Raw genomic sequence first — 12,340 nt, 5'->3', positions numbered from 1 at the left:
GTGTCACTTTATGCCCGAGGTGATGCCACTTGCAGGAAAAGATTTGGTGGCCTGCGACAATTTCCTCATTTTGAAAATTAGCTGTATACTTATCCAGTGTTATTTTTCTGGTTGAGTGGATATGCGCAAAATCATTCATGTCGATATGGACTGCTTTTTTGCCGCCGTTGAGATGCGTGATAACCCTGCCCTGCGCGATATTCCCCTCGCTATTGGCGGCAGCGCCCAACGGCGAGGCGTGATCAGCACGGCGAACTATCCCGCCAGAAAATACGGCGTGCGCAGCGCGATGTCGACCGCGATGGCGCTAAAACTCTGTCCGCATCTCACGCTATTGCCGGGCCGGTTCGACGCCTATAAAGAAGCCTCTAACCATATTCGTGAAATCTTCTCCCGCTATACCCCGCTGATCGAACCCTTGTCGCTGGATGAAGCTTATCTGGACGTTACGGACAGCGAACACTGCCAGGGCTCGGCCACGTTGATAGCACGCGAAATTCGTCAGGCCATTGCCGACGAACTGAACCTGACCGCCTCAGCTGGCATTGCGCCGATAAAGTTTCTGGCAAAGATTGCCTCCGACCTCAATAAACCCAACGGCCAGTATGTCATTACGCCCGAACAGGTGCCGGACTTTTTAGCGACGCTACCGCTCGGGAAAATTCCCGGCGTGGGCAAAGTCACGGTGGCAAAGCTGGAAACGCTCGGTCTGCGAACCTGCGCTGACGTGCAAAATGCTGACCTGGCCATGTTGTTAAAACGCTTTGGGAAATTTGGCCGGGTGCTGTGGGAGCGCAGCCAGGGCATTGATGAGCGTGAGATCAGTAACGATCGTCAGAGAAAGTCGGTGGGGGTAGAGCGGACGCTCGCGGAAGACATTCATGAATGGCCAGAATGCGAAGAGATTATTGAACGCCTGTACCCGGAGCTTGAGAGGCGACTTGCCAAAGAGCGGGCCGACCTGCGTATCGCCCGGCAAGGCATCAAGCTGAAGTTTAATGACTTTCAGCTGACGACCCAGGAGCACGTCTGGCCGAAGCTGAACAAAGAAGACCTGATTGCCACCGCCCGTAAAACATGGGAAGAACGGCGGGGAGGGCGCGGCGTCCGGCTGGTGGGGCTGCATGTGACGCTGCTCGACCCGCAACTGGAGAGACAACTGCTGCTGGGGTTGTGAATTAGACCCTCATCCCGGCCTTCTCTCTGGAAGGGAGAAGGGGAAAAACACGTTTTCGCTGAAAATGAGGCAGACAAAGAAAATCCCCTCTCCCTTATAGGGAGAGGGTTAGGGTGAGGGTAAAACTTACTTCGCCGGAATCGCCTTCAGCAGCTCGGTCAGCAGCGTCCAGTACTGGCCAACGCTCTCAATATGTACCTGCTCGTCCGGGGAATGTGGGCCGGTAATGGTTGGCCCGATGGAAACCATATCCATCTCCGGATACGGCTTTTTGAACAGACCACATTCCAGGCCCGCGTGGATAACCATGATGTTTGGCGTCTGGTTGAACAGCTTCTGGTAAGTCTCGCGTACCAGGGCCATCACCGGAGACTTAGCGTCCGGCTGCCAGCCAGGATAGCTGCCTTTCGCCACGGTTTTCGCCCCGGCCAGTTCACCCAGGGACTCCAGCACGCTAACCACGTAGTCTTTACCGGAATCGATCAGGGAACGAATCAGGCAGATAATTTCTGCACTGTCGTCGCTCATGGTCACGACGCCCGCGTTCAGGGAAGTCTCAACCACGCCCTTCACTTCGTCTGAGTTACGAATCACGCCGTTTGGCGTTGCGTTCAGCAGATGCAGGAAGGTATCGCGAGTTTTAGCGGTCAGCGCCTGTTTGTCAGACGTTGTGGCTTCCACCAGCACGGTAATGTTCTTCTCGACCGCAGACAGTTCATTTTTCAGAACGGCCAGGTAAGCGTTAGCCGCAGACTTCAGCTCGGCCGCTTTCGCCGCAGGCACGGCCAGCGTGGCGAAGGCTTCGCGCGGAATGGCGTTACGCAGGGTGCCGCCGTTCAGGTCGAGCAGACGTGCGTCCAGTTCCGCGGCATGAGCCAGCAGGAAGCGAGCCAGCAGCTTGTTGGCGTTCCCCAGGCCCAGATGGATATCTGCGCCGGAGTGGCCGCCTTTCAGCCCTTTGATGGTCAGCTTGAAGGTGTCAAACCCAGCCGGAACGGCTTCACGCTGCAGCGGCAGCGTAGTGATAAAGTCGATCCCGCCCGCGCAGCCCATGTAGATCTCACCTTCCGTTTCGGAGTCGGTGTTGATCAGGATATCTGCCTGCATCCAGCCCGCCTGCAGGCCAAATGCGCCGTCCATCCCGGCTTCTTCGGTCATGGTCAGCAGCACTTCCAGCGGGCCGTGCGCCACGCTGTCGTCAGCCAGCACCGCCAGCGCGGACGCCATACCGATGCCGTTGTCTGCGCCCAGCGTGGTGCCGCGCGCTTTTACCCACTCGCCGTCGATGTACGGCTGGATAGGATCTTTAGCGAAGTCGTGAACGGTGTCGTTGTTTTTTTGCGGCACCATGTCGAGGTGCGCCTGAAGCGCCACAGGTTTGCGGTTTTCCATGCCCGGCGTAGCAGGCTTGCGAATCAGGATATTCCCCACCTGGTCACGTTCGACGTGCAGGCCTTTTTCTTTTGCCCAGGACAGGATGTGTTCCGCCAGCGCTTCTTCATGATAGGACGGATGCGGAATAGAACAGATTTTGGCAAAAATATCCCACAGCGGCTGTGGCGATAATTGAGACAATTCAGACACGTTGAGTCTCCCTGGAGTCGTTTTTTTGGCTGACCGGTTACGTTTTTAGCCGGGTTCAGATACACCACAAGCACGGCTTGCGCGATGTTCTGAGAATACCACTTTCTTTTGTTGCGTGAAGGCTGAATACGAGCAAAATCCGCTGCCAGTGGCCTGCGGCACTGGTTTTTAGTGCGCCAGATCTCTATAATCTCGCGCAACCAAAACTCCTTCGAATACTTTTTAAGCCGTTATTTACAGGCCGGGACACTTCACATGAGCGAAAAATACGTCGTCACCTGGGACATGTTGCAGATTCACGCCCGCAAACTGGCTCAGCGTCTGCTGCCAGCCGAACAGTGGAAAGGCATTATTGCCGTTAGCCGTGGTGGCCTGGTGCCGGGCGCGCTGCTGGCTCGTGAACTGGGTATTCGCCATGTTGATACCGTTTGTATCTCCAGCTACGACCACGACAACCAGCGTGAGCTGACCGTGCTGAAGCGTGCGGAAGGCGACGGCGAAGGTTTTATCGTGATCGATGACCTGGTCGACACCGGCGGTACCGCGGTAGCCATTCGCGAAATGTATCCGAAAGCTCACTTCGTCACTATCTTCGCTAAACCAGCCGGTCAGCCGCTGGTGGACGATTACGTGATTGATATCCCGCAGGACACCTGGATTGAGCAGCCGTGGGATATGGGCGTGGTGTTTGTGCCGCCGTTGGCTGGCCGTTAATCCCTCCATGATTTGAGCTTTGTCATTTATTTGGCGCCCGGCATAGCCGGGCGTTTGTGTTATTTGGACCGTATCAGGCTACAATAGCGACGTTTCTCGTATTCATGGAGGCAGTGAAACGATGTCGCAGGCCAACCTCAGCGAAACCCTCTTTAAGCCAAGATTCAAACACCCGGAAACGTCCACGCTTGTTCGTCGCGCACGGCATACCGCCACGCCCGCGATCCAGTCCGCGCTGGACGGCAAAAACGTGCCCCACTGGTACCGCATGATCAACCGCCTGATGTGGATCTGGCGCGGGGTCGATCCGCGTGAAATCCTCGAAGTCCAGGCCCGGATTGCCTGCACCGAGGCTGAACGTACCAACGACGACCTGTTTGATACCGTGATGGGCTATCGCGGGGGGAACTGGATCTACGAATGGTCGAAGCAGGCGATGCTCTGGCAGCAGCGTGCCGGCCAGGAAACGGACGAAGAGAAAATCGGCAAATGCTGGCTGCAGGCGGCTAACCTCTACAGCATTGCGGCGTACCCGCACCTGAAAGGGGACGCGTTGGCGGAGCAGGCCCAGGTGTTGGCTAATCGGGCTTACGAAGAGGCGGCTCCCCGGTTGTCCGGCGGGCTGCGCGAGCTTGAATTCCCGATGACCGGTGGCGGCACCATCAGCGGCTTCCTGCACATGCCTAAAGGGGTAGAAGGGCCATTCCCGACCGTGCTGATGTGCGGCGGCCTCGATGCCCTACAGAGCGATTATTACAGCCTGTTTGAGAAATATTTTGCCCCACAGGGCATCGCGATGTTGACCATCGACATGCCGTCAGTCGGTTTTTCCTCTAAGTGGAAGCTGACCCAGGATTCCAGCGTGCTGCACCAGCACGTGCTCAAAGCATTGCCCAACATTCCTTGGGTTGACCACACGCGCGTCGCAGCATTTGGCTTCCGCTTTGGCGCCAACGTTGCCGTGCGCCTGGCCTACCTCGAAGCGCCGCGCCTGAAAGCCGTTGCCTGCCTTGGGCCGGTGGTTCACGCCCTGCTGAGCGACCCGCAGCGCCAGGCCAACGTGCCGGAAATGTACATTGACGTGCTTGCGAGCCGCCTGGGCATGACCAGCATCTCCGACAGCGCGCTGAGCGTGGAGCTAAACCGCTACTCCCTGAAAACGCAGGGGCTGCTGGGCCGCCGCTGCCCAACGCCGATGCTGTCCGGCTTTTGGGAGAACGATCCGTTCAGCCCGGAAGAAGAATCCCGTTTAATCACTTCGTCATCTGCCGACGGCAAATTACTCCAGATCCCGTTTAAGCCGGTGTATCAAAATTTTGACAAAGCGCTGCAGGAAGTTACCGGCTGGATGAAACAAAGATTACGTTAAATATTTGCTAAATTACGGCGGTTTGCTAAAACAGTTGCTTCACAACAGGAGATCGTAATGACGTTACCGAGTGGACACCCGAAAAGTAGACTGATCAGAAAGTTCGCCTCGCTTGGCCCGTATATCCGGGAAGAGCAGTGTGAAGACAACCGTTTCTTCTTCGATTGCCTGGCGGTGTGCGTTAACGTAAAGCCCGCGCCGGAGAAACGCGAATTTTGGGGATGGTGGATGGTGCTGGAAGCCCAGGAAAAGCAGTTTACCTACACCTGGCAGTTCGGCCTGTTTGATAAAGACGGCAAATGGACGGCGACCCCGGCAAAAGATAAAGAAGTGGATGAAAAGCTGGAGCAGACGCTGCGCGGTTTCCACGGACGCCTGAAAGATTTACTCGCCACCCTTGAGCTTGGGCTGGTGCCTGCCGAGAACTTTGCGGAAAAGTCGCTTAAACTCTCTGCCTGAAAATAAAAAATCCCCGTCAAGCTGACGGGGATTTTTTTATCCGCAGTATCGCGAATTAGAACTGGTACACCATACCTACCGCAACAACGTCGTCGTTGTTCAGCTTCAGCTTGTTGTTGTCGCTCAGCTGGTTGATTTTGTAATCAACAAACGCAGACATGTTTTTGTTGAAGTAATAGGTGGCGGCCACGTCGATGTATTTCACCAGATCCGCATCACCAATGCCTTCGATGTCTTTCGCTTTAGACTGCACGTAGCCCAGGGATGGACGCAGACCGAAGTCGAACTGGTACTGAGCGATGGCTTCGAACGCCTGGTTTTTGTTAGCAAAACCAGACACGCTGCTGCTGGTGCCCGCCAGGGAGCCCGGAACGCTGATTGGGTTCATGTTACGGGTTTCAGCGTAGATGGTTGCCAGGTACACGTTGTTTTTGTCGTACTTGATGCCGGTGGTCCAGGCTTCAGCTTTATCGCCTTTACCGTAAACGGACGCTTTCTGCGCGTTGGTACGGTTAGAGTTGGCGTATGCTGCGCCCACGCTCAGGCCGGTGTCAGCGATGTCGTAGGACAGGCTGGTACCGAAGCCGTCGCCGTTCTGGCGAGAAGTATCGGAACGGGTGTTCGCGCTGTCAGCCCCGTTCTTGCCCTGGTATTGCAGAGCCAGCTTCAGGCCGTCAACCAGACCGAAGAAATTGTTGTTGCGGTAAGTCGCCACGCCGGTCGCACGGCCGGTCATGAAGGTGTCGGTTCTGACGAAAGAGTCATCGCCGAACTCTGGCATCATATCGGTGTAAGAGGCGATGTTGTACAGCACGCCGTAGTTACGACCGTAATCAAATGAGCCGTAGTCACCGGCTTTCAGGCCCGCGAACGCCAGGCGAGTTTTGGTGCCGGTAGAGTCGTTCTCTGCTTTGTTACCCGCAATCTGGTATTCCCACTGGCCGTAACCGGTCAGCTGGCTGTTAATCTGAGTTTCACCTTTAAAGCCCAGGCGAGCGTAAGTCTGGTCGCCATCGGAACCGGTGTTGTCGCTGAAGTAGTGTTCAGCTTTAACGCGGCCATAGATGTCAACCTTGTTGCCGTTTTTGTTATAAACTTCGGCTGCCTGAGAAGCAGAAGCAGCCACGATACCCATTACCACTAATGCCAGTGTGCTCTTTTTCATTTGTTATCCCAAGAATGATGAACGCTTGCAAAATTGATCCAGGAGTCGGGCTCCTGCTAAAAACAGGAAGGGTTTTATCGTTCTCAGATTAAAGATTTATGACAATTTAGGAGAAAGATTAAATAAACGTAATAAAGTTTATATGTCATAAAAATGTAAAATATATCCGCTATCCTCAGCGATCCTTTCTGGCTTATTAGCCCTTTTCCCACGCCGCCTGTTGGCAAGCCGCGCGACTCCTGTTACAACGTCATCTGGCTTTTTAATTTCCCCTTATTTGTAGAAACGGCAGAGAATCATGAGTGACAGCCAGACGCTGGTCGTAAAACTAGGCACCAGCGTATTAACCGGTGGCTCCCGCCGCCTGAACCGCGCCCATATTGTTGAACTGGTTCGCCAGTGTGCCCAGCTGCACGCGGCGGGGCATCGTATTGTGATTGTGACTTCCGGGGCGATTGCCGCCGGGCGTGAACACCTCGGCTACCCCGAACTCCCCGCCACCATCGCGTCCAAGCAGCTGCTGGCCGCGGTAGGGCAAAGTCGCCTGATTCAGCTCTGGGAACAGCTGTTCTCTATTTACGGCATTCACGTCGGGCAGATGCTGCTGACCCGCGCCGATATGGAAGATCGCGAACGCTTCCTTAATGCCCGCGACACGCTCAGAGCGCTGTTAGATAACAACATTGTGCCGGTCATTAATGAAAACGACGCCGTGGCGACGGCTGAGATCAAAGTCGGCGACAACGACAACCTTTCCGCGCTGGCCGCGATTCTGGCCGGGGCCGACAAGCTGCTGCTGCTCACCGACCAGCAGGGCCTTTACACCGCCGACCCGCGTAACAACCCGGCAGCGGAACTGATTAAAGAAGTGCACGGCATCGACGATGCGCTGCGCGCCATTGCGGGCGACAGCGTTTCCGGCCTCGGCACGGGCGGCATGGGCACCAAGCTCCAGGCGGCCGACGTCGCCTGCCGCGCGGGTATCGACGTCATCATCGCCGCAGGCAGCAAGCCGGGCGTTATCGGCGACGTCATGGCCGGCAACCCTGTAGGAACGCGCTTCCACGCGCAGCAGTCGCCGCTGGAGAACCGCAAACGCTGGATCTTTGGCGCTCCGCCTGCCGGCGAAATCACCGTGGATGACGGCGCGCTGTCCGCTATTCTGGAGCGTGGCAGCTCGCTACTGCCTAAAGGCATCAAAAGCGTGAGCGGCAACTTCTCCCGCGGCGAGGTGATCCGCATTCGCAGCCTGGAAGGGCGCGACATCGCCCACGGTGTTTGCCGCTACAACAGCGACGCGCTGCGCCGCATTGCCGGGCATCACTCCCAGCAAATCGACGACATCCTCGGCTATGAATACGGCCCGGTGGCCGTGCATCGCGACGACATGATTGTTAATTAAGGAGCAGACTAATGCTTGAACAAATGGGCAAAGCGGCAAAAGAGGCCTCTTACCAGCTGGCACTGCTCTCCGGCCGCGAAAAGAACCGCGTGCTGGAAAAAATTGCCGACTACCTTGAAGCGCGTTCGGAGCAGATCCTGACCGCCAACCAGCAGGACGTGGACGAAGCGCGTAAAAACGGCCTCAGCGAAGCCATGCTCGATCGCCTGCAGCTCACCCCGGCTCGCCTGAAAGGCATCGCCGACGATGTGCGGCAGGTATGCAGCCTCGCTGACCCGGTAGGGCAGGTGATCGACGGCGGGCTGCTGGACAGCGGGCTGCGCATCGAGCGCCGCCGCGTACCGCTCGGCGTGGTGGGCGTAATCTATGAAGCTCGCCCGAACGTGACCGTGGACGTCACCTCCCTGTGCCTGAAAACCGGCAACGCCGCCATTCTGCGCGGCGGGAAAGAAACCTGGCGCACCAACAACGCCACGGTGGCGGTGATCCAGCAGGCGCTGGAAGAGTGCGGCCTGCCGAAAGCGGCGGTTCAGGCGATTGAAAACCCGGACCGCGCGCTGGTCACCGAAATGCTGCGCCTCGACCGCTACATCGACATTCTGATCCCTCGCGGTGGCGCGGGCCTGCATAAACTCTGCCGTGAACAGTCGACGATCCCAGTGATCACCGGCGGCATCGGCGTGTGCCACATCGTAGTGGACGACACCGCCGAGATTGAACCGGCGCTGAAAATCATCGTGAACGCCAAAACCCAGCGCCCGAGCACCTGCAACACGGTGGAAACGCTGCTGGTGCACCAGGCGATTGCCGACGGCTTCCTGCCTGCGCTGAGCAAGCAGATGGCGGAGTCCGGCGTAACGCTGCATGCTGACGAGAAATCGCTGCCTGTACTGCAAACCGGCCCGGCGGCGGTGGAAGCGGTGAAAGAGGCGGATTACAACGACGAATGGCTGTCGCTGCACCTGAATGTGAAAGTGGTGGCGGATCTCGATGATGCCATCGCCCATATTCGCGAGCACGGTACCCAGCATTCGGACGCTATCCTGACCCGCACGCTGCGCAACGCGAACCGCTTTATTAACGAAGTGGATTCCTCTGCCGTGTACGTCAACGCCTCAACCCGCTTCACCGACGGTGGCCAGTTCGGCCTGGGCGCGGAAGTGGCGGTCAGCACCCAGAAGCTGCACGCCCGCGGCCCGATGGGGCTTGAAGCCTTAACTACCTACAAGTGGATCGGTTTCGGCGACGACACTATTCGTGCGTAATTGAAGACAGGGTGATGCAAAAACCAGCGGTCAGTTTGATAAGTGGTTGACGCATCACCCAATCTTCCTTAACCTTTTACACCGCAGCCACGCTCGTGGCGCGTCCGGAAAGCCGATATAGCTCAGTTGGTAGAGCAGCGCATTCGTAATGCGAAGGTCGTAGGTTCGACTCCTATTATCGGCACCATTTCAAACTCTTCCCAAGTCTACCGAAATCAACTAAAAGCCCGTATACTGCGGTTCATGGCCCGTATCCTATCTCCTGTTATCAACTGGACTCAACCGAAATCAAGTCACAGTTGGGGGCATAAGTGGGGGCATTCTGTGTTCGGTCCAGGGAGATGCCCCCAATGAAGCTAAATGCGCGACAGGTAGACGCTGCTAAACCCAGAGAGAAAGCCTATAAGCTGGCAGATGGTGCTGGTTTGTATCTTGAGGTTGTTCCCTCTGGTTCCAGATACTGGCGGATGAAGTATCGCTTCAATGGAAAAGAGAAACGTCTGGCTTTCGGTGTCTATCCAGCAGTGTCGCTTGCGCAAGCAAGAGCACTGCGTGACGACGCCAAGAAAAAGCTGGCTGAGGGTATCGATCCATCTTTTGCCAAGAAAGAAGAAAAGCTGGTTCGCGATGTGCAACTCAACAACACGTTTCAGTCTGTGGCACTTGAGTGGCATGGTACGAAGGTGAGCCGGTGGTCAGAAGGCTATGCCTCCGACATTATCGAAGCTTTCAATAAAGATATTTTCCCCTATATCGGCCAACTTCCGGTGAATGAAATCAAACCACTGGTTCTGCTGAATGTGCTGCGTCGAATGGAAAGCCGTGGCGCGACAGAGAAGGCCAAGAAGGTTCGCCAACGCTGCAGTGAAGTCTTTCGTTACGCCATAGTTACCGGTCGTGCGGAATACAATCCTGCAGCGGATCTAACCAGCGCGATGTCAGGGCATGAATCGAAGCATTATCCCTTCCTTACTGTAGAGGAGTTACCAGACTTCTTTACAGCTCTCACAGGCTATACAGGAAGCCCGTTAGTTGTTCTTGCCGCTCGGCTGCTGATCCTTACGGGGGTTCGCACTGGCGAGCTCCGAGGTGCTTTTTGGAGTGAGTTTGATCTTGAAAAAGCGGTGTGGGAAATACCTGCAGAGCGTATGAAGATGAAACGGCCTCATCTTGTACCCCTCTCTACCCAAGCGCTGGAAATCGTACAGCTGCTCAAAGTAATGTCCGGGCAATATCCGTTGGTGTTCCCAGGGCGCAATGATCCACGTAAAACGATGAGTGAAGCGAGTATTAATCAGGTATTCAAACGGATTGGGTATACGGGGAAGGTTACTGGACATGGTTTTAGGCACACGATGAGTACAATTTTACATGAGGAAGGGTTCAATACCGCATGGATTGAGACCCAGCTTGCGCATGTCGATAAGAATGCGATTCGTGGGACGTACAACCATGCGTTGTATCTGGAAGGGCGGAGGGAGATGATGCAGTGGTATGCGGATTATATCGGAAAAAAAGGACAGTCTAAGTTCTCCGTCGCCTCATAAGTTTCCTATAAAAGGTTTGAGTTGAGCTCCTCCAAAATGGAGGGGCTCAATGCTGGTATTTTTTTGCTGATTTACATTTACGCTTTCTTCAGAAAAGTTATATTTGCATATCTAGAGTATGAAGATCTGTTTAGTGCCAAGAGCAGACGTTAATTTTTTTGAAAACAATTTCGAACTTTTTCTATCGTTTTAAGCTGCCGTTGAGACATCAGGGCAGCCTCGTACCTGAAGTGGACATGGCAGTTAACTTTTTCACTTTCAGCTTAGAAAAATTTGACTGTTCTAATCGGATTATGTGATGTTGTAGTTAGTTAAAATATGAACCAAAAAGTACTAAATAATTCGCAAATTACAGGAATGTGTATGACTTCTGAGAGCAATAGAATCGGGGCTCTAGGTGTAGGCCATGTGGCAAGTTTATTGACGAAATGGGGGTGGGGGTATCAACCAATTTCACAAGAAAATGATGATGGATTTGATGGCATCATTTATATAAGGTCTAAAAAATTCGACCCGAAAGACAAAGAAAATCGAAGTAAACAATCCTGGAATTTTACTGGCGGGTTAATTCATGTTCAAGTAAAAAGCGGAGATACACACATTAGTAGTCGTAATAAAGATGAGATAAAGCTCAACATTAGTAACCTCAGTAAAAAGAAGGAAATCTGGAGTAAATCACCTATTCCATGCATACTTATATTCGTTTTTTGGGATGAAAATGAAGTTGCACATTCCTACTGGGCCGACCTTAAATCGAAATTAACTTATTCTGATGAGACTAGCACACTAATTAAAGTTCCTTTAAAAAATAGGTTCATGCCCTCACCGGAGTGTAAGGGCCCTCTAAGGCGGCTCGCAAGAACTTCGGCTGACTATGCTGATAAGCCACTGATAGACCTATCAAAAAATGACACTTTAAGTGGTAAATTACCTGCAGGTCTAAACAGTAATTTAAAGTTAACCTTGAAAGCGAAAAGCATTGAATTCTACCAAAAATGGAAACTTACTGGAGCCACAAACCCTTACTTTGGCCCAGTTCTAATCAACAGAACTGGCTGGAGCCATATAACCCGAAAAAAGCGACCAATTGCAAGAATAGAAACCAGTTTCAATTTATTACCTATTGCTGCAAGGATTATAAATGATGTGTCCACATGGCGAGTGTTAACCCCAGTACAAAAGTATGAAAACCGAAAAGATGGTTATATTTGCTTAGTTGATTTCGTTGGACTAACAGCAAAAGTAATTTTAAAGAATCGCAACTCATCAGAAGTAATGGTTGTGTTAAAAAGAGAAAGAAAGATTAACCCTGCTGAAGTCAGTGGTGAAGCAGAAACAAGATTATGGTTTTACACGGTTTATGAACCTGGCCGGGGAAAATGAAATTGTGGCGGTACAATCGCGCTCAGACTGTCCCAGACGTGATGTATTACATCACCGGTTCCAGAATTTAAGGTTCTGGACCTTCTATTATGCGTGTACCGCCTGATGTAACTGTACTATAAAATTATTAGACGTCAATACCCTCGAATACGTTTCATGCAGCAATGACCTGCCCCCAGGATTAGATACAACCTTCAGTTAGTAATGTCGGTTGGTTTTTCTTCATATTTCCTGTTTCGCCAGTCCGTTGCGAATTCAGCTGGTGTCTGGTAATC

The 12,340-nt window shown here is 53.6% G+C and carries 10 protein-coding genes and 1 tRNA gene; 9 read left to right on the top strand and 2 right to left on the bottom strand.

Annotated elements, in window-relative coordinates; all coding sequences use genetic code 11:
• The first annotated feature begins 121 nt into the window (after window positions 1–121).
• A complete protein-coding gene (gene dinB / locus WFN87_RS22750; RefSeq protein ID WP_008457347.1) occupies window positions 122–1,177 on the top strand; it encodes a DNA polymerase IV in 1,056 nt (351 codons plus the stop codon).
• A 126-nt stretch (window positions 1,178–1,303) separates the two neighbouring features.
• Here dinB and pepD read toward each other — a convergent pair whose 3' ends face one another.
• Complete coding sequence (gene pepD, locus WFN87_RS22745; RefSeq protein ID WP_008457348.1) at window positions 1,304–2,761, bottom strand: beta-Ala-His dipeptidase; 1,458 nt, start codon at window positions 2,759–2,761, stop codon at window positions 1,304–1,306.
• Between the two features lie 255 nt (window positions 2,762–3,016).
• Here pepD and gpt point away from each other — a divergent pair, with 255 nt between their 5' ends.
• From gpt to crl, 3 genes are all read left to right on the top strand, one after another.
• Window positions 3,017–3,475 carry a xanthine phosphoribosyltransferase gene (gene gpt, locus WFN87_RS22740; RefSeq protein ID WP_008457349.1) on the top strand — a complete coding sequence of 153 codons (459 nt, stop codon included), beginning with the start codon at window positions 3,017–3,019 and terminating at the stop codon, window positions 3,473–3,475.
• A gap of 121 nt (window positions 3,476–3,596) precedes the next feature.
• Complete coding sequence (gene frsA, locus WFN87_RS22735; RefSeq protein ID WP_166994267.1) at window positions 3,597–4,844, top strand: esterase FrsA; 1,248 nt, start codon at window positions 3,597–3,599, stop codon at window positions 4,842–4,844.
• 57 nt (window positions 4,845–4,901) lie between these two features.
• Complete coding sequence (gene crl, locus WFN87_RS22730; RefSeq protein WP_008457351.1) at window positions 4,902–5,303, top strand: sigma factor-binding protein Crl; 402 nt, start codon at window positions 4,902–4,904, stop codon at window positions 5,301–5,303.
• 55 nt (window positions 5,304–5,358) lie between these two features.
• On the opposite strand, the gene ompC is transcribed toward crl, so the two are convergent.
• Window positions 5,359–6,468, bottom strand: a complete 1,110-nt coding sequence (gene ompC, locus WFN87_RS22725) for a porin OmpC (protein ID WP_008457352.1) — start codon at window positions 6,466–6,468, stop codon at window positions 5,359–5,361.
• A 298-nt stretch (window positions 6,469–6,766) separates the two neighbouring features.
• Between ompC and proB the strand changes: the two genes are divergently transcribed.
• The 5 genes from proB (at window position 6,767) to WFN87_RS22700 (ending at window position 12,065) form a co-directional block, all read left to right on the top strand.
• The gene (proB, locus tag WFN87_RS22720; RefSeq protein WP_008457354.1) at window positions 6,767–7,870 is read left to right on the top strand and encodes a glutamate 5-kinase; all 1,104 of its coding nucleotides are present in this window, start codon (window positions 6,767–6,769) and stop codon (window positions 7,868–7,870) included.
• An 11-nt stretch (window positions 7,871–7,881) separates the two neighbouring features.
• Window positions 7,882–9,135, top strand: coding sequence for a glutamate-5-semialdehyde dehydrogenase (gene proA / locus WFN87_RS22715; RefSeq protein WP_336983803.1), 1,254 nt, complete (start codon window positions 7,882–7,884; stop codon window positions 9,133–9,135).
• Window positions 9,136–9,246: 111 nt separating this feature from the next.
• Window positions 9,247–9,322, top strand: a tRNA-Thr gene (locus tag WFN87_RS22710).
• 163 nt (window positions 9,323–9,485) lie between these two features.
• The gene (locus tag WFN87_RS22705) at window positions 9,486–10,682 is read left to right on the top strand and encodes a tyrosine-type recombinase/integrase (RefSeq protein ID WP_336983934.1); all 1,197 of its coding nucleotides are present in this window, start codon (window positions 9,486–9,488) and stop codon (window positions 10,680–10,682) included.
• 363 nt (window positions 10,683–11,045) lie between these two features.
• Window positions 11,046–12,065 (top strand): DUF4365 domain-containing protein, encoded by a 1,020-nt coding sequence (locus tag WFN87_RS22700; RefSeq protein WP_336983935.1) that lies wholly within the window; start codon window positions 11,046–11,048, stop codon window positions 12,063–12,065.
• The last annotated feature ends 275 nt before the right edge of the window (window positions 12,066–12,340 follow it).

It is taken from the genome of Cedecea sp. AS113, from assembly GCF_037152415.1.
Taxonomy (GTDB): Bacteria; Pseudomonadota; Gammaproteobacteria; order Enterobacterales; family Enterobacteriaceae; genus Cedecea.
The sequence above is the reverse complement of the archived record's forward strand: the minus strand, read 5'-3'. Positions and strand labels throughout refer to the sequence as shown.

Coding starts and splice junctions, on each gene's coding strand:
- dinB (WP_008457347.1), top strand. CDS start 122: ATGCGCAAAATCATTCATGTCGATATGGACTGCTTTTTTGCCGCCGTT.
- gpt (WP_008457349.1), top strand. CDS start 3,017: ATGAGCGAAAAATACGTCGTCACCTGGGACATGTTGCAGATTCACGCC.
- frsA (WP_166994267.1), top strand. CDS start 3,597: ATGTCGCAGGCCAACCTCAGCGAAACCCTCTTTAAGCCAAGATTCAAA.
- crl (WP_008457351.1), top strand. CDS start 4,902: ATGACGTTACCGAGTGGACACCCGAAAAGTAGACTGATCAGAAAGTTC.
- ompC (WP_008457352.1), bottom strand. CDS start 6,468: ATGAAAAAGAGCACACTGGCATTAGTGGTAATGGGTATCGTGGCTGCT.
- proB (WP_008457354.1), top strand. CDS start 6,767: ATGAGTGACAGCCAGACGCTGGTCGTAAAACTAGGCACCAGCGTATTA.
- proA (WP_336983803.1), top strand. CDS start 7,882: ATGCTTGAACAAATGGGCAAAGCGGCAAAAGAGGCCTCTTACCAGCTG.
- WFN87_RS22705 (WP_336983934.1), top strand. CDS start 9,486: ATGAAGCTAAATGCGCGACAGGTAGACGCTGCTAAACCCAGAGAGAAA.
- WFN87_RS22700 (WP_336983935.1), top strand. CDS start 11,046: ATGACTTCTGAGAGCAATAGAATCGGGGCTCTAGGTGTAGGCCATGTG.